The organism is Nocardiopsis algeriensis (assembly GCF_014203695.1).
In the GTDB taxonomy this organism is placed as follows: Bacteria; Actinomycetota; Actinomycetes; order Streptosporangiales; family Streptosporangiaceae; genus Nocardiopsis; species Nocardiopsis algeriensis.
The window spans coordinates 39,447-55,271 of sequence record NZ_JACHJO010000008.1; the positions used below are offsets into that span (position 1 = coordinate 39,447).

Sequence of the window (15,825 nt, forward strand, 5' to 3'; positions counted from 1 at the left end):
TCCGGGACACGGAGAGGGGTTGGCCGTTGACCATCGTCGAGTTCCTGAACGCTCGCCTGGACGAGGACGAGCGCGCGCTGAAGGCCGTACCCGCGGGGGCGCGCGGCCGGGACCGGGCGCTGGCCGAGGTCACCGCCAAGCGCAAGATCGTCCTGGGGTACACGCGCGCGCACGACGCCAGCATGCGCTCCCTGGAACCCGCGCCCTCCTCCCCGCCGCCGCCCGGCGGAGACCCCTGGTCGGAGCTGCTGGCCTGGCGGCTCGCGGTCAAGTACCTGGCGGCGGTCTACCGGGCCCACCCCGAGTACGACAGCTCCTGGGCGGAGTGAGGCTCACCTCTCCGGGGTGAGGAGCGCGGAGACCGTCTCGGCGAGGTCCCGGCCACAGGCGTCGGGTTGGCCGAACAGGAGGGGGAACCGTCCCTCCAGGTGCGACGACCAGCCGCTGAGCAGTCCTGCGCCGGAGGCCCCGGCCGCGTCCCAGCCGTGCGCGGTGACCAGTGCGACCCGCTCCGGGGGAGACCCGAGGGCGGCCGCCGCCGACAGGTAGGCCCCCGGCGCCGGCTTCCAGCCGCTCGGCGTCAGCACCTCCTCGACCTGTTCCAGCAGACCGGACCGCTCCAGCAGCCGGCGGGCGGTGCCGGCGTCCGTGGTGCCGAGGACGGCGACGCGCGACCCGCCCTCACGCGCCGCGCGCAGGGCCGCGGCCGCCTCCGGCCGGGGATCGAGCTCCGACAGGCCCTCGACGACGGAGTCCTCCGCGTAGGGGGCGATCTGATGTCCCGTGATGTCGCGCAGGGCTCCGCGCACCGCGTCCTCGAAGGAACGGGTGCCGCCCGTCAGGGCGAGGGCGAACACGTCCCGCAGCAGGTGGTCGGACCAGCGGGCCATGAGGACGCGGGGGATGCCCGCCTCGCGGAAGCGCCACTCCAGCGGGGCCAGGGGGAAGAGGGTGTCGAGGACGTCGAAGACGACGGCGTCGGGCCGGCGAGGTGTCATCTGCTCTGCTCCAAGGGGAGAAGGGGGTACCCGCCCGGGTTCCTACCCGGGCGGGCGCCCTCCGGAGCATGCGGTCAGCGCGGATCCAGCTGCGGGATCTGCTCGACCGACCACGGGCTGAGCAGCCACGGGGAACGGCCGGCCACCGCGGCCAGGGACTCCCAGTCCGCCCACGCGTACTCGGCCACCTCGTCCGGGTTCGGGTCCGGGGTGTCGTCCGTGCGGGCCCAGAAGACCGGGCAGAACTCGTTCTCCACGATCCCCTCCGCCGACACCGCCCGGTAGCGGAAGTCGGGGAGGGCGGGCCGGATCCCGGTGAGGGACACCCCCAGTTCGTGGCGGGCCCGCCGGCGGACGGCGTCCTCCAGTTCCTCGCCCGGCGCCGGGTGGCCGCAGCAGCTGTTGGTCCACACCCCCGGCCAGGTGGTCTTGCCGAGGGCGCGCCGCGTCATCAGCACGCGGCCCCGGGCGTCCAGGACGTAGCAGGAGAAGGCCAGATGCAGCGGGGTGTCCTCCGTGTGCACCTCCGCCTTGTCGGCCACGCCCACCCTGCGGTGTTCGTCGTCGAGCAGCACCACGAGCTCGGCGGCTGCCTGTTCGGTCACCTGAATCCCCCTTTGTCGACGGCGCACCTTCGCGCCCGCCTCCCCCCATGGTGGCCCCTGCGGGCACCGGACGGTGCCCGCATGCGCATAAGGTTCCTGTTGGTTCCCGGACGGAACCGACGAAAAGACCTCAGTGGAGCGGTGATGACGGAGACGAGGGCTGCCGAGGTGGCGGAGGAAACCCCGGCGGCGGAGACCCCGGGGATCGAGCCCGAACTGCTGCGCGTGTGCCTGGACGTGCTCGGGCGCGCCGGCGGGCTGCCCAGCGACCACCCGGACTCCGTCGCCCTCCAGCGCGCCACCGCCCAGCTGTTCAAGAGCGTCAAGGAGCAGCGGCGCAAGGAGCGCCGGAGGGCCGCCAAGCTGCACGACGACGCGGTACTCGCGGCCACCGCGACCGCGGCCCCCGACCGGATCGACGACGAGACCCGCGGGCGCGCCCTCACCAGCGGCGCCGCCGGCGCCCTGGCCGGCGTGCTCACCAAGGCGCGCCCCTGCTACGTCTGCAAGGAGAAGTACCGGGAGGTCGACGCCTTCTACCACCAGCTGTGCCCGCCGTGCGCGGCGCTCAACAGGGAGCGCCGGAACGCTCGCACCGATCTGACCGGGCGCCGCGCCCTGCTCACCGGCGGCCGGGCCAAGATCGGCATGTACATCGCCCTGCGGCTGCTGCGCGACGGCGCGCACACCACGATCACCACGCGCTTCCCCAACGACGCCGTGCGCCGCTTCGCCGCGATGCCCGACAGCGATCGGTGGCTGCACCGGCTGAGCGTGGTGGGCATCGACCTGCGCGACCCCTCCCAGGTCCTGCGGCTGGCCGACTCCGTGGCCGAGCAGGGGCCGCTGGACATCCTCGTCAACAATGCCGCGCAGACGGTCCGCCGGTCACCCGCCTCCTACCGGCCGCTGATCGAGGCCGAGGCGCGGCCTCTCACCGGTGAACACCTGCCCCGGCCGCTCGTGCTCGGCGGCGTGGCACCGCGCGCCCTGGAGGAGGGAACGGACGCCCGGCACGCGCTTTCCCCCGAGATGCTCGCCTCCCTGGCGCTCGCCACGGGCTCGGCGTCCATGGATCGGGTACGGGCCGGCACCGCCATCGACGCCGGAGGGCTGGTACCCGATCTGGCGCCGGTCAACAGCTGGACGCAGCGGGTCGGGGAGATCGACCCCGTCGAGATGCTGGAGGTGCAGCTGTGCAACGTGAGCGCGCCGTTCCTGCTGGTGGACCGGCTGCGTCCGGCGCTGGCCGCCTCCTCGGCGCGGCGCACCTACATCGTCAACGTCTCGGCGATGGAGGGCGTCTTCGGACGCGGTTACAAGGGGCCGGGGCACCCGCACACGAACATGGCGAAAGCTGCCCTCAACATGCTGACCAGGACCAGCGCCCAGGAGATGCTGGAGACCGACGGCATCCTCATGACCAGTGTGGACACCGGGTGGATCACCGACGAGCGGCCCCATCCGGACAAGGAGCGCCTCGCCGAGGCCGGCTTCCACGCGCCCCTCGACCTGGAGGACGGGGCCGCGCGGGTGTACGACCCCATCGTCCGCGGTGAGCGCGGCGAGGACGTGTACGGATGCTTCCTCAAGGACTACGCCCCCGCCGCCTGGTAGCCGGCCGCTCCGGCCCGGGTCAGGGCCGCAGGACGAGGCGGACCGGGGACCCGGTCCGCCGCTCCAGTCGCTCGACCGCCGCCGGCGCCTCCTCCAGCGGACAGGTGCCGCTGATGGAGGCGGACAGGTCCAGGCGCCCGGCGCCCACCAGGTCCACGAGCTGGACCACGTGCTCGGGCTCGGAGCCGTAGTGGCCGAGGACCCGCTGGCCCAGGTAGCTGAAGCGGGTGCCGTCGCGGATCTCCAGCGGCTTGTCGGTCAGTCCCACGAGGACCAGGCGGCCGCCCGGGGAGAGCACCCGCAGGGCCTGCTCGCGCACGACCGGGACCCCGGCGAAGTCGAAGGCCGCGGCGAGACCGCGCCCGCCGGTCAGCTCGCCGATCCGTTCGAGGAAGCCGTCGGCCGTGGAGTCGAGGGCGGCGTCGGCGCCGTGGGCGAGGGCGCGGTCGCGTGCCACCGGGTCGGGGTCGGCGGCGATGACCGGTGCCGCACCGATGAGGCGCAGCAGCATGACGGCGTGGACGCCGAGCCCGCCGACACCCCACACGGCCACGGCCTCGGCCGGCGCCACGGCGGCGGTGGAGGTCACCGCGGCCCACGGGGTGGAGACGGCGTCGGGGATGATCGACGCCTGGTCGAAGGGCAGGTTGTCCGGGATGGGGACGAGGGTCGCCTCGTCGGCGAGCGCGTACTCGGCCCATCCCCCGTCGTAGTCGACGCCCCGGGTGAGGACCCGACCGGAGCGGTCGGTCTGTCCCGCCTGGAGCGTCACCCGGTCGCCCACCGCCGCGCCGGCGACGTCGGGGCCGAGCTCCTCGACCACCCCGGCGACCTCGTGGCCCAGCGTGACCACGTCCCCCCGCAGGTGGCGAGGGGTGAGGGTGCCGTCGATCAGGTGGACGTCGGACAGGCACACCCCCGCCGCCTTCACCCGCACCAGGACCTGTCCCCGACCGGGGACGGGCCTGGCCACCTCCGTGACCTCCAGGGTCCTGGTCCTCACGTCGAGCCGCGCCGCGCGCATCACCGCCATGGCTGCTCCTCTCGCCTCGTGCCGCCCCGTGCCGCCGGGCGGTTCCGCAGCCCCTCTACCCGGGTCCGTCCGCGGTAGTCGGGCGTCGGTTATGGGACAGGGCCGAAAGTTTCTCTCCGCGGAGTATCGGTGTCATAAGAAAATGCTTCCCTGCGAGAGATATAACGTCCCGGGGCGGCGGAGCGCCTCTGCGCGAGCCCGGATTAATCAGGAGGGTGCGGTTGCCATACCGGTGCTGCTCTGGAATAAAATTCCGGCCCAACCGGTGCAGCCGCACGGGGCCTGCCTGTACCCCTCGCGGTTGCTTTCCGAAACACAGGGCAGGCACAGAAGACTCCCGATCTCCCGGTTCTCCGGAGACGCTTCAGGACTACCGTCCCTATGGTCCTGCTGTCCCCGAGCGGACCGGGCCTCATCTGATAGGTTCCGCCACATGCATCACCCCCCGGACACGCTCCACGCCCGTAAACGGCGCAAGGCCAGAGCGATGATCGTGTCAGCAGCCTTCCAGCTCTTCGCGGAGCACGGATTCGACAACGTGACGGTCGCCGCGATCGCAGAACGCGCCGAGGTCGGCCGCACCACCTTCTTCCGCTACTTCGGCGACAAACAGCAGGTGCTGTTCGCCGACGAGAGCGCCGAGACCGACCGGATGTGCGCCCACATTCGCGAGAAGGCGCCCCGACCTCTGGGCGGCGACCTGGCAGCCGCCGTCGCCGCGATCCGGGAGTCGGCCTCCGCCGCCCGGCCCCACATCGCGCTCTCCCCGGGACACTCGGCGGTCCTGGCCCGCCTGCTCAGGGAGAGCACCGAACTGCGGTCCCGCTACCTGCTCACCCGCCAGGAGAGGGCGCTCCGGCTGGCCGGTGCGCTCACCGAGGTGGGCACCCCGGAGAACGTCGCGGTCCTCGCCGCCCACGCCGCCATGGCCTGTGAGCTCACGGCCATGAGGCTGGCGGAGACACCGGACGCCTTCCCCGGCCGTCTGGAGGAGGCGTACGCCCTGATGGGTGCGCCCGGCGCGGTGGCCGCCTCCTGACGCGGCGGCGGGCGGGGGCCGGACGCGCCCCCGCCCGCCACCACCCCGAAGGCCGCCTCCGGCCAGTTCCTCGCCCGTCCGACCCCGAAGGAGCCCCGAGACCATGAGCCCCGACGACAAGGTCCTGGTACGGGTGGAAGGCCGTCTCGGCCGGCTCACCCTGAACCGGCCGCGCGCCATCAACGCCCTCGACCACGACATGGTCCTCACCCTGCGCGGCGCCCTCGCGGCCTGGGAGGACGACGACGCGGTCGCCGCCGTGCTGATCGACGGAGCGGGGGAGCGGGGCCTGTGTGCGGGCGGCGACGTCCGCGCCATCTCCGCGAGCGCCCGCGACGGAGATCTGAGGGCAGCCGCCTTCTGGCGCGACGAGTACCTCCTGAACGCGCACATCGCCCGCTACCCCAAGCCCTACGTCGCCTTCATGGACGGCGTGGTCATGGGCGGCGGGGTCGGTGTGTCCGCGCACGGTTCGGTCCGCATCGTCACCGAGCGGTCCCTGGTGGCCATGCCGGAGACCACGATCGGGTTCGTTCCCGACGTCGGCGGAACCTACCTCCTCTCCCGCGCTCCGGGCGAGACGGGGACCCATCTGGGCCTCACCGCCGGGGCGATCGGCGCGGGGGACGCGATTGCTCTCGGCCTCGCCGACCGCTTCGTGCCCTCCGGAAGGCTGGCCGAGCTGGTCGCCGCGCTCGCGGACGCCACGTCCGCCGGCGGCGTGGCTGAGGCGGTGGAGCGCTTCGCCGAGACACCTCCGGAGCCGTCCCTGACCGGGAAGCCGTGGATCGGCGCGTGCTACGCGGCGGAGACCGCGGAGGAGATCGTCGAGCGCCTGAGCGCCTTCGGCGACCCTGAGGCGGCAGCCGCCGCCGACACCGTCCTGGCCAAGTCGCCGACCGCGGTCAAGACCACCCTGGCGGCGCTGCGCCGGGCCGGGGAACTGCCGACCCTGGAAGCCGTGCTGGAGCAGGAGTACCGGGTCTCGTGCGCGGCCCTGGCCTCGCCCGACCTGGTGGAGGGCGTGCGTGCCCAGGTGATCGACAAGGACCGCTCACCCAAGTGGTCCCCCGACACGCTCGCCGCGGTCTCCGCGGTCGAGGTCGAGCGCCACTTTGCCCCCGCCCCCGACGGTCCCCTCGGGCTGGTTCCCGGCTCCTGAGGTGTTCCGCCCGGAAACGAGGGGGCCCCGGCCGCGGTCGCGGGTTCCGTTCCCTGTCAGGACGGAGCCCGCGATCGCGACCGGGGCGCGAGGGGGTCCCCTGGTCGGCTGCGGAGGAGGGTCAGTTCGCCGCTGGCGAGCGGTAGGGCTCGGCGGCCACGAGGGTCACACCGATCACCGCGCCGCGCGGTGAGGTGAACGTCCGCCGCTCGCCCGGCCGCGCACCCAGCAGCGAGGCGCCGAGCGGCGACTCGGGCGAGTAGACGTCCATCCCCTCCGAGACCGAGGCGTCACGGACGCCGAGGAGGAACTCCTCCGTCTCCTCCTCGTCGTCGAAGCGGATGGTCAGCACCTTGCCGGGGGCGGCGATGCCGTCGTCGGGCACGTCCTCCACCACGGCTTCGAGGAGCAGCCGCTCGATGGTCTTCACGCGGGCCTCGCGCACGCCCGGGTCGTGAATGTAGCGGGGCGCGGGGATCGTGTTCCCCGCGCCCCCGACCGTTCCGGAGTTCGTTCCCGGATCGTCGTCGGGGTCGCTGTTCAGCACCCGGAGCTCTTCCTTGAGTCGCTCGTAGGCCTCCCGGGTCATCCAACGGCTGGCAGTCTTGCTCATGGAACGTCCTTAGCTTCACGAACACGCGCCACGGACACGTCCGTGGCGCGAGTGCAGACAATTCAGACAGAGGGTCGGAGGGCCGGGGGTGCTGCCCCTCGTTCTTGAGTGTGGCCACGGACCGAAGACCGCTCGCTATTGTGGAACGACAATCAGGCGTAACGGTTTTGTCGCTGTCGGACAACATCGAGGGGGCGGAAACGGGTGATCAATCTTGATCGGCTCGTCAACGTCCTGGGCGGATACGGGGCGCGTCTGGTCGGGCCCGAGCCGCTGCGCGGCAAGCAGCTGCGCAGCGTCGCCATGCACGACCCCACCGACGAGACCCCGCCCAGGGGCGACGCCTTCCTGGCCGTGGGGGTCGAGGCCGTCGAGGAGGCCCTGCACCTGGCCGACCAGGCCCGTGCCGACGTCGTCATCCTCCGCTCCGCCGCCGAGGCCGGCGCCGAGGTGCGCGCCCACCTGCACGAACGGGGCCTGGCCCTGGTCCTGGTCGACCCGGCGGTGTCGTGGAGCCAGATCTCCGGCATCGTCTACGGCCTGGTCCTGGAGGGCCGCGAGACCGAGTCGGGGCGCGGCCCCAGCGACCTGTTCGCCCTCGCCGACACCGTCGCCGCCGAGGTCGGCGGTCCCGTCACGATCGAGGACCGCACCTGGCGGGTGGTCGCCTACTCCGAGTACCAGGGCACGGCCGACAGGGTGCGCCGGGACACGATCGTCACCCGGCGCGCGCCCGACGCGGTACGCGACAGACTCGAGGCCGAGGGGGTGTTCGCCCGCCTCACGGCCAGCAGCGGGCCCCTCTTCGTCCCCGCCGCGCCGGAGATCGGGATGGGCGGCCGCACGGTCGTGCCGATCCGGGTGGGCCGCGAGCTCCTCGGCTCGCTGTGGACGGTGTGCGACGAGCCCCTGGACGAGGCCCGCCTGCGTGCCCTGAACGAGGGCGCCCACACGGTCGGCCTGCACATGCTGCGCGCCAGGGTGAGCAGCGACCTGGAGCGCCAGGTCGAGTCGGAGTCGGTGATCGACCTCCTGGAGGGATCGGTCGACCCGGTCCAGGCGGCGGGCCGGATCGGCCTCCTCGCCGACGGACTGCGCGTCATCGCCTTCCAGGCCCGCACCCCGACCGACCCCGACGCCGCCGTCCTGCACCTGTTCGAACAGGTCACCACCGGCTTCGGCTGGTCACGGCCGGGGCGCAGCACGCTCCTCGGCAACACCGTCTACACGGTGCTCTCCTGCGGCGGGGCCACCGCCCCGGCCCTGGAGTGGGTGCGCTCGACCGTGCGCGGGCTGCCCGACCGCCTCGAGGTCGTCGTCGGTGTGGGCGGGGCCGCCGACGCCGCCCACCTGCCCGCCAGCAGGCAGGAGGCGGACGAGTGCCTGCCCCTGGCGTCGGGCAGCGATCCCGTGGTCTACGACGACTCCTGGCACTCCGTCCTGCTGCGCCGGCTGCGCCTGGTGGCCGAGTCCGGCCGCCTGCCCGGCCGCAACCCGGTGGTGGTCCTGCTGGCCCACGACACCGCGCACGGCACCGAGTACACGCGTACCCTGCGGGCCTGGCTGTACAGCCACGGCGACCTGGCCTCGGCCGCAGAGCTCCTCGGCCTGCACCCGAACACGGTCCGCTACCGCCTGCGGCGCATGCGGGAGGTGGCCGACCTCCCCCTCCAGGATCCCGAGGCCCGCGTCGCCCTCACCGTGGCCCTCGCCGCCCTGCCCGAGGACGCCGCCCCGGCGGGAGCGGATGCCCGCGGGTGACGTGCGGACGCGTTTCCGCGGCCGCCTCTACCGCTGCGGGTTCTCCTGGGAGGGGTTCCTGCCCGAGGCCCTCAACCGCTCCGCCAGCTCGTCCTTCACGAGGAGGTCGCTGCGGATCCGCCCGGTCCGGTAGGCGACCCGGGCGGCGATGTGGCCGGCCACCGGAATGGTCACCACCTGGAACAGGCCCACCAGGAAGAGCGTGCCGATGTTGAACACGCTGGTCTCCACCGGGATCATCCGGATCCCGATGCCGACCAGGACCAGCAGCAGCCCCAGGACCTGCGGCTTGGCCGCGGTGTGCATGCGCGCGAGCAGGTCGGGGAAGCGGATCAGGCCGATCCCCGCCAGCAGGCACAGGGCGGCGCCGAACAGGAGGCACAGGATCGCGATCCAGTCCAGAACGGCGACGAGCTGTTCGCTCACGGTGCCTTCCCCTCCTCGACGGGCGGACCCTCGGCGGAGCCGGTTCCGCCGGCCTGCGTGTCGGTGTGCTCCTCGGAGCGGCGGGCGACGAACTTGGCGATGCTGACCGAGCCGACGAAGCCCAGCAGGGCCAGCACCAGCAGGGTCGGCAGGATGGTGGGGTCCCGGTGGTAGGCCGCGTACGCGCCGAGTCCGGTCAGGGCCGACACGAGCAGCACGTCCAGCGCCACGGCCCGGTCCAGGATGCTCGGGCCGTGCACCAGCCGGATCAGCTCCAGCAGGGCCGCCACGCCGAGCATGGCGGCGATCAGGATCCACAGGACGGTCACGGGCTCTCCTCTCCGGTGGGCGCGGGCCCGGCCAGGGCGGCGACGTCCTTGCCGGTCCCCAGTGCCAGCACGATCTGGCGCTCGAGTTCGAGGATGTCGAGGCGGGACTGCTCGATGCTCTCCTCGTCGTCGGCGCCCAGGACGTGGACGTAGAGGATCCACTCGTCGCGGCCGACCTCGACGATGACCGTCCCCGGGATGATCGAGCTGGCGATGGCGGTGCACACGAGCATCAGGTCCGACTGGGTTCTGAGCTTCACGGCCATGACCGAGCTGTGCACCTCGCCGGAGGTGAAGATCTGGCGGATCACCGAGAAGCTCGCCACGACCATCTTGGCGAGGATGTACGCCACCATCCGGACCAGGGCGATCGGGCGGAAGCGGAAACCGGGGTCGATCGGCGGCATCGGGAAGAGCAGCATGATCACCACCGCCACCAGGAACCCCAGCACCAGCAGTCCCAGTGACTCGGGGCGCAGCTGGAAGCCGTTGAACAGCAGCATCCACACCAGCGTCATGCCGACCGCGACGGAGAACTGCACCTTGCCCAGGCGGTTGCGTGCGGCCCTCAGCCTCGACGGCCTTTCGGGAACCTTCACCGGTCACCTCCGAGGACTGCCTCGATGTAGGGGGTGCGCGCGAGCAGCTCCGTCGCCGCGTCCGACGAGTAGTCGATGAGCGGTCCCGCGAACACCGTCAGGGCCAGGCCGAAGGCCACCAGGGCGATCGTGGCGCCCAGCATGCTCTTGGGCAGGGCCACCGACGTGACCACCGGGGCGCTCGCGGTGATCGAGCTTCCCAGCCGGGAGGAAGGGCCGACCGCGTCGCCCTGGCCCAGGGCCGCGGTGGAGGTGTCGTCGGCCTCGGTGTCCTCCAGCACGGTGCCGGGGTCGGCGACCCGGCCCTCGGAGGGAGCCCGCCAGAACGCGTAGTTCCACACGCGCGAGATCACGTAGAGGGTGAGCAGGCTGGTCAGGACCGACGCCCCCACCAGCGTGTAGGCCAGCGGTGTGCCCACCTCCACGCCGGCCTGGAGCAGGCCGAGCTTGCCCAGGAAGCCCGACAGCGGCGGGATGCCGCCCAGGTTCATCGCCGGCACGAAGAACAGCACGGCCAGCAGCGGGGCGATCTGCACCAGGCCGCCGAGGTGGTCCATCGACGTGGACCCGCCCCGGCGCTCGATCAGACCCGTGATGAGGAACAGCGTGGTCTGCACGGTGATGTGGTGGGCCACGTAGAACACCGCGCCGGCCAGGCCGAGCTCGGTGCCCAGCGCCACGCCGAACACCATGTAGCCGATGTGGCTGATCAGGGTGAACGACAGCAGCCGCTTGATGTCGGTCTGCGCGACCGCACCGAGGATGCCCATGATCATGGTCGCCAGCGCCACCCACATGAGCAGATCGCTGAGCAGCTGCCCGGGGAAGAGCAGCGTGTGGGCGCGGATGATCGCGTAGACGCCGACCTTGGTGAGCAGACCCGCGAACACCGCGGTGACGGGTGCGGGGGCGGTCGGGTAGGAGTCGGGCAGCCAGGCGGCCAGCGGGAACACCGCCGCCTTGATGCCGAAGGCGAACAGCAGGAAGACCTGGAGGACCGCTCTCAGGTCGGGCTGGAGCTCGGGGATGCGCTCGGCGAGCTGGGCCATGTTCACCGTGCCGGTCGCTCCGAAGACCAGGCCGATCGCGATGAGGAACAGCACCGACGACACGAGCGAGACCACCACGTAGATGGCGCCCGCCCGCATGCGCGACTGCGTTCCGCCCAGGGTCAGCAGCACGTAGCTGGCGGTCAGCAGGATCTCGAAGCCGACGTACAGGTTGAACAGGTCACCGGCGAGGAAGGCGTTGGACACGCCCGCGACCAGGATCAGGTAGGTCGGCTGGTACACCGACAGCGGCGCGACCTCGGCCCTGCTGGCCATGCCCTGGCCGATGGAGTACACGAGCACGGCCAGCGTGACCGCGGCCGACACCGTCACCATCAGTGCGGACAGCTGGTCGGCCACGAGGGTGATGCCGATCGGTGCCTCCCAGCCGCCGATCTGCACCGCCTGCGGGCCGAACAGGTAGGAGCCCACCATGAGCACGCCGCCGATGGCCAGCACCAGGGTCAGGGCGATGATGCTCAGCCACTGCTGGAACTTGGGGCCCCGGCTGCCCATGGCCATCTTGACCCCCGCCGCGAACAGCGGGATCACCACCGGCAGGGGGACGAAGTAGTGGAGAAGACCCGCGAAGTAGTCCCAACTCACGGCCAGTCACTCCCTTGCAGGTCGCTGTCCTCGGCACGGGCCAGGCGCTCACGCTCGGCCCGCATGCTCTGCCGTGCCTGGCGGCGCTGGGCGCGCACCCGCCGCCGCAGCTCGCGCCACAGCTCGCGCTCGGCGGCGCGGTCGGCCCGGCGGTGCTCGCGCAGCCGCTTGCGGCCCAGCCGGATGCGCTGGCGCAGCTCCTGGACCTGGGCGGCCATGGTCTCGGCCCGGCTGCTGAGCTTGCGCATCGTCTCCTGGGACTGCTCGTCCGCACCGTGCTCCTCGGCCTCGGCCTCGTAGCGGGCGAGCTCGGCCTCGGCGATGGCGATCTCGGCCTTGATCCGGGCCTGCTCGGCCAGCTCCTGGGCGTCGGCCGCGGCGATGGTCGCCTGGAGCTCGGCGCGCTGGCGGCGGATGTCGGCCTTGAGCCTGCGGCGCTCGCGGGCGAACCTGCGCCGCAGCGCGCGCCGGCCCTCGCCCTGCACGATCCGGAGGTCCTCGGCGTCGTCCTGGACCTCGTCGTTGCCCTCCAGCTGCCAGCTCCGATAGGCCATGGCCAGCAGGAGTGCCGTGATACCGAGGGTGATGACGACGGCGGTGAGGATCATCGCCTGCGGCAGCGGGTCGGTCATCTCCTCCGGATCCGACAGCCACAGCAGGGGCGGTTCCCCCATCTTCCCCGCCATGGCGAGGAGCAGCAGGTTGACACCGTTGCTCATGAGGATGAAGCCGAGGAGCACGCGGCTGAGGCTGCGCTCGAGGAGGAGCACGACGCCCACCGCGACGAGGACGCCGATGAGGACGACCATGAGCAGACTCGGGGAGTCGTTCACGAGGTGACCTCCTCGGGCCGTACGGAGGATCCGGCCGCGGCCGACGTGTCGGGGTCTGCGGAGTCCCGCTCGATCTGTTCGTCGATGCGGGCGCCGAGGCTGCGCAGGATGTCCAGGACCAGTCCGATGACCAGCAGGTACACACCGAGGTCGAAGAGCGTGGACACGGTGACGTGCGCCTCTCCCAGGATCCAGAGGTCGAGGTAGAAGTGGCCGCCGGCCAGGACGTTGTCGCCGAAGACCGCGCCGCCCAGCGCCGTTCCGGTGGCCACGGCCAGGCCCGTGCCGATCAGCGCGCCGGGCTGTACCCACGCGGTGCTGTAGAGCTCGAAGCGCCCGCCCGCCAGGTAGCGGACGATGAACGCCAGGCCCGCGACGATGCCGCCCGCGAAGCCGCCGCCGACCGCGCCGTGGCCGGTCAGCAGCAGGTACACGGAGATCATCATGACGGCGGGGAACAGGAAGCGCGAGACGACCTCGAAGACGACCGACCGGCGCTCGGTGGGAAGGGCGTGCGCCGCCGAGAGCCAGGTGCGGTCCCACTTGGGGCGGATGTGCAGGCTCTCGGGAGCCAGGGTGATGCCGCTCAGGTCGATCGGCCGCTCGCCGTTCGGCTCGGGCACCGAGGTCCGGGAGCGGGCCAGTACCCCGACGGCCATCTTGCGGGGCTGCGAGCGGCGAACGAACATCAGGCTGGCCACGCCGGCGGCCGCCGCGGCCAGCACGGCGATCTCCCCCATGGTGTCCCAGGCGCGGACGTCGACCAGCAGCACGGAGATGATGTTGTCGCCGCCGGCCTTCTCGGCCGCCTCGGGGTAGCCCTCCGAGACGGACGGCTCCTTGCGCCCGGCCAGGGCGAACCACGTCATGGCGGCGACCAGCACGCCGCTGACGGCTCCCACGGCCATGTTCCACACCCGGCGGCCGCGCAGGGCGGGTGCCGAGAAGTGGCTCGGGAAGCGCCGCAGCACCAGGACGAAGACCACCAGGCTGACGGTCTCGACGAGGAACTGCGTGAGGGCGAGGTCCGGTGAGCCCATCAGGTAGAAGAGGGAGGCCACCCCGTAGCCGGTGACGCCGACGAGGACGACCGCGAACAGGCGCCGCCGCATGAACAGGGTCAGCAGCGCGGCGGCCGCGACGATGACGGCGGGCAGGAGGTGGACGGGGCTGTCCCACATGCGGAGCTGGGGGTAGTCGCCCTCCCAGAGGCGTCCCCGGACGACCCACACCCCGGCGGCGACCACCAGGGCCACCAGGATGGTGCTGAGGTAGACCGGAAGGGAACCGCGCTGGGTGCTGCCGGTGACCTGGAGGGCGAGGTTCTCCAGGCCGCTGAGCATCCGGCGGTAGACGCGATCGCCCTCGACCCGGCCCATCCGTACGCCCGCCCACGCGACGGCGGTGCGGAAGCGGAACAGGACCAGGCCTGCCGCGACGACCACCGCCGACAGCAGCAGGGGGAGCCCGAAGCCGTGCCACAGCGCCAGGTGCTCGTCGTGGGCGCCGGGGCCGAGGGGGAGGGTGGCGGAGTAGACGGCCATGAAGGGGTCCAGCAGGGAGGCGAGCGGCCCGCCGACGAGGCCGAACCCGGCCATGATCACGGCGGGTGCCAGGAACAGCGGCCCGGGCGCGTGCACGGGGGTGTCCGCCACATCGGGCTTGTCCATGAAGCCGCCCCACAGGAAGCGGAGGCTGTAGGCGACCGTGAAGGCGGAGCCGAGCACGAGGGCTGCCAGGACGGCGATGTCGACGCCGTCGCCGCGGGTGAACGCGCCGAAGGCGAGTTCCTTGGCGGCGAAGCCCAGTGTGGGGGGCAGGCCCGCCATGGAGGCCAGGGCGAGCACGGATGTCCAGAAGGTCGCCGGCATCGAACGGCGCAGCCCCGAGAGTTCGCGCAGGTCCCGGGTCCCGGTGCCGTGGTCGATGATGCCGACCACGAGGAACAGGGGCGCTTTGAACAGCGAGTGCGCCAGGAGCATGGAGATCCCGGCCAGGGCGGCGGAGCGGGTGCCGGCCCCCAGGAGGCAGATGAGGAAACCGAGCTGGCTGATGGTGCCGTAGGCCAGGACGAGTTTGAGGTCGTACTGGCGCAGGGCCTTCCAACCGCCGAGCACCATGGTCAGGGCACCGAAGAACAGCGCCATGGAGGTCCAGACCGCGCTGTCGTGGAAGCCGGGGGTGAGCCGGGCCACCAGATACACGCCCGCCTTGACCATCGCCGCGGCGTGCAGGTAGCCGGAGACCGGCGTGGGCGCGCGCATGGCGGCCGGCAGCCACAGGCTGAAGGGGAACAGCGCGGACTTGGACATCGCGCCGACCATCACGAGGACGAGGGCGACCTCGACGGCCGTGCCCTCCGGCGGGGAGGCGACGATCTCGGAGATCACGTAGGTCCCGGCGGTCTCGCCGAGAACGATCATGCCCACGAGCATCGTCAGGCCGCCGAAGGTGGTGACGGTCAGGGCCGTCATGGCGGCGCGGCGGCTCTCCTTCAGCTCGGTGCTGTGCCCGATGAGCAGGTAGGAGAGGACCGTGGTCAGCTCCCAGTACACGAAGAGCTGGATGAGGTCGTCGGCCAGCACGAGGCCGAGCATTGCCCCGGCGAAGGCGGTGAACACGCCGGCGAAGCGGCCGAGGCCGGGCTCGGAGTCGCTGAAGTAGCGGGCGCAGTAGATCAGGATCAGGGTGCCCACGCCCGCGGCGATGAGCGTCATGAGCAGGCCGAGGCCGTCCATGTACAGGCCGAGGCGCAGGGAGAACGCGGGGGCCCACTCGACGGAGGTCGAGAGCGTGTCACCGGCCAGGACGGCCGGGAGCTGGAAAAGGGCCCAGACGGTCGAGACCCCCGGGACCACGGCGAGCGCGAGGAACGCGTTGCGGCCCCACCGGCGTATCAGTAAGGGCGCGACCGCCGCTGCGATGAAATGCGCGATCAGCACTGTGGTCAATGCGCCCCTCCCGGATTTGTCCGGGCCCGTCCCGTTGTCTTGGACGGACGTCCACAGCCCCCGGCAGCGGACGGGTGCACCCACCGTCGGGGAAGGGGGGGCGGGCAACGCCACGGTCGAGAGGGCGTGGATATCGTAAATTTGCGTGCTTAAGCTATTTAATAGCTAAGCTATCTAAACGTCAAACCAACGCGCGAGCCCTTG

The 15,825-nt window shown here is 72.0% G+C and carries 15 protein-coding genes; 5 read left to right on the forward strand and 10 right to left on the reverse strand.

The annotated features are described in order from the left end of the window. Positions 1-26 precede the first annotated feature (26 nt). Positions 27-329: a DUF6221 family protein gene (locus FHS13_RS13695; protein ID WP_184292218.1), complete on the forward strand. Its 303-nt coding sequence runs from the start codon at positions 27-29 to the stop codon at positions 327-329. A 3-nt stretch (positions 330-332) separates the two neighbouring features. On the opposite strand, the gene FHS13_RS13700 is transcribed toward FHS13_RS13695, so the two are convergent. Beyond that, on the reverse strand, positions 333-998 hold the full coding sequence (locus tag FHS13_RS13700; protein ID WP_184292220.1) for an HAD family hydrolase: 666 nt from the start codon (positions 996-998) through the stop codon (positions 333-335). 74 nt (positions 999-1,072) lie between these two features. Next, entirely contained in the window at positions 1,073-1,603 is a 531-nt protein-coding gene (gene idi, locus FHS13_RS13705; RefSeq protein WP_184292221.1) for an isopentenyl-diphosphate Delta-isomerase, read from the reverse strand. Positions 1,604-1,747: 144 nt separating this feature from the next. Between idi and FHS13_RS13710 the strand changes: the two genes are divergently transcribed. Continuing rightward, positions 1,748-3,220 carry an SDR family oxidoreductase gene (locus FHS13_RS13710; RefSeq protein ID WP_184292222.1) on the forward strand — a complete coding sequence of 491 codons (1,473 nt, stop codon included), beginning with the start codon at positions 1,748-1,750 and terminating at the stop codon, positions 3,218-3,220. Positions 3,221-3,239: 19 nt separating this feature from the next. Here FHS13_RS13710 and FHS13_RS13715 read toward each other — a convergent pair whose 3' ends face one another. Next, positions 3,240-4,253 (reverse strand): zinc-binding dehydrogenase, encoded by a 1,014-nt coding sequence (locus FHS13_RS13715; RefSeq protein WP_184292223.1) that lies wholly within the window; start codon positions 4,251-4,253, stop codon positions 3,240-3,242. Positions 4,254-4,686: 433 nt separating this feature from the next. Between FHS13_RS13715 and FHS13_RS13720 the strand changes: the two genes are divergently transcribed. Both FHS13_RS13720 and FHS13_RS13725 read left to right on the forward strand, forming a co-directional pair. Further along, positions 4,687-5,292, forward strand: coding sequence for a TetR/AcrR family transcriptional regulator (locus FHS13_RS13720; RefSeq protein WP_184292224.1), 606 nt, complete (start codon positions 4,687-4,689; stop codon positions 5,290-5,292). 103 nt (positions 5,293-5,395) lie between these two features. Continuing rightward, positions 5,396-6,454, forward strand: a complete 1,059-nt coding sequence (locus FHS13_RS13725; protein WP_184292225.1) for an enoyl-CoA hydratase/isomerase family protein — start codon at positions 5,396-5,398, stop codon at positions 6,452-6,454. 121 nt (positions 6,455-6,575) lie between these two features. Here the strand turns inward: FHS13_RS13725 and FHS13_RS13730 are convergent, their stop codons facing one another. Beyond that, positions 6,576-7,067, reverse strand: coding sequence for a GreA/GreB family elongation factor (locus FHS13_RS13730; RefSeq protein WP_184292226.1), 492 nt, complete (start codon positions 7,065-7,067; stop codon positions 6,576-6,578). Between the two features lie 204 nt (positions 7,068-7,271). Between FHS13_RS13730 and FHS13_RS13735 the strand changes: the two genes are divergently transcribed. Then, positions 7,272-8,828 (forward strand): helix-turn-helix domain-containing protein, encoded by a 1,557-nt coding sequence (locus FHS13_RS13735; protein ID WP_184292227.1) that lies wholly within the window; start codon positions 7,272-7,274, stop codon positions 8,826-8,828. A 27-nt stretch (positions 8,829-8,855) separates the two neighbouring features. Here the strand turns inward: FHS13_RS13735 and mnhG are convergent, their stop codons facing one another. From mnhG to FHS13_RS13765, 6 genes are read right to left on the reverse strand one after another with little or no spacing between them, the layout of a single operon-like run. Then, entirely contained in the window at positions 8,856-9,254 is a 399-nt protein-coding gene (mnhG, locus tag FHS13_RS13740; RefSeq protein ID WP_184292228.1) for a monovalent cation/H(+) antiporter subunit G, read from the reverse strand. Beyond that, positions 9,251-9,583 (reverse strand): monovalent cation/H+ antiporter complex subunit F, encoded by a 333-nt coding sequence (locus FHS13_RS13745; RefSeq protein ID WP_184292229.1) that lies wholly within the window; start codon positions 9,581-9,583, stop codon positions 9,251-9,253. Before FHS13_RS13745 ends, mnhG begins: the two co-directional genes overlap by 4 nt. Next, the gene (locus tag FHS13_RS13750) at positions 9,580-10,182 is read right to left on the reverse strand and encodes a Na+/H+ antiporter subunit E (RefSeq protein ID WP_343065026.1); all 603 of its coding nucleotides are present in this window, start codon (positions 10,180-10,182) and stop codon (positions 9,580-9,582) included. The genes FHS13_RS13745 and FHS13_RS13750 overlap by 4 nt, the downstream gene beginning before the upstream one ends. Further along, entirely contained in the window at positions 10,179-11,837 is a 1,659-nt protein-coding gene (locus FHS13_RS13755) for a Na+/H+ antiporter subunit D (protein ID WP_184292230.1), read from the reverse strand. The genes FHS13_RS13750 and FHS13_RS13755 overlap by 4 nt, the downstream gene beginning before the upstream one ends. Then, positions 11,834-12,670, reverse strand: a complete 837-nt coding sequence (locus FHS13_RS13760) for a Na(+)/H(+) antiporter subunit C (protein ID WP_184292232.1) — start codon at positions 12,668-12,670, stop codon at positions 11,834-11,836. Before FHS13_RS13760 ends, FHS13_RS13755 begins: the two co-directional genes overlap by 4 nt. Next, on the reverse strand, positions 12,667-15,612 hold the full coding sequence (locus FHS13_RS13765; protein ID WP_184292525.1) for a Na+/H+ antiporter subunit A: 2,946 nt from the start codon (positions 15,610-15,612) through the stop codon (positions 12,667-12,669). Before FHS13_RS13765 ends, FHS13_RS13760 begins: the two co-directional genes overlap by 4 nt. Positions 15,613-15,825 lie beyond the last annotated feature (213 nt).

Bases quoted from the DNA above. Each gene is read 5' to 3' on its own strand.
- FHS13_RS13710 (WP_184292222.1), top strand. From the start codon at position 1,748: ATGACGGAGACGAGGGCTGCCGAGGTGGCGGAGGAAACCCCGGCGGCG.
- FHS13_RS13720 (WP_184292224.1), top strand. From the start codon at position 4,687: ATGCATCACCCCCCGGACACGCTCCACGCCCGTAAACGGCGCAAGGCC.
- FHS13_RS13730 (WP_184292226.1), bottom strand. From the start codon at position 7,067: ATGAGCAAGACTGCCAGCCGTTGGATGACCCGGGAGGCCTACGAGCGA.
- FHS13_RS13725 (WP_184292225.1), top strand. From the start codon at position 5,396: ATGAGCCCCGACGACAAGGTCCTGGTACGGGTGGAAGGCCGTCTCGGC.
- FHS13_RS13715 (WP_184292223.1), bottom strand. From the start codon at position 4,253: ATGGCGGTGATGCGCGCGGCGCGGCTCGACGTGAGGACCAGGACCCTG.
- FHS13_RS13700 (WP_184292220.1), bottom strand. From the start codon at position 998: ATGACACCTCGCCGGCCCGACGCCGTCGTCTTCGACGTCCTCGACACC.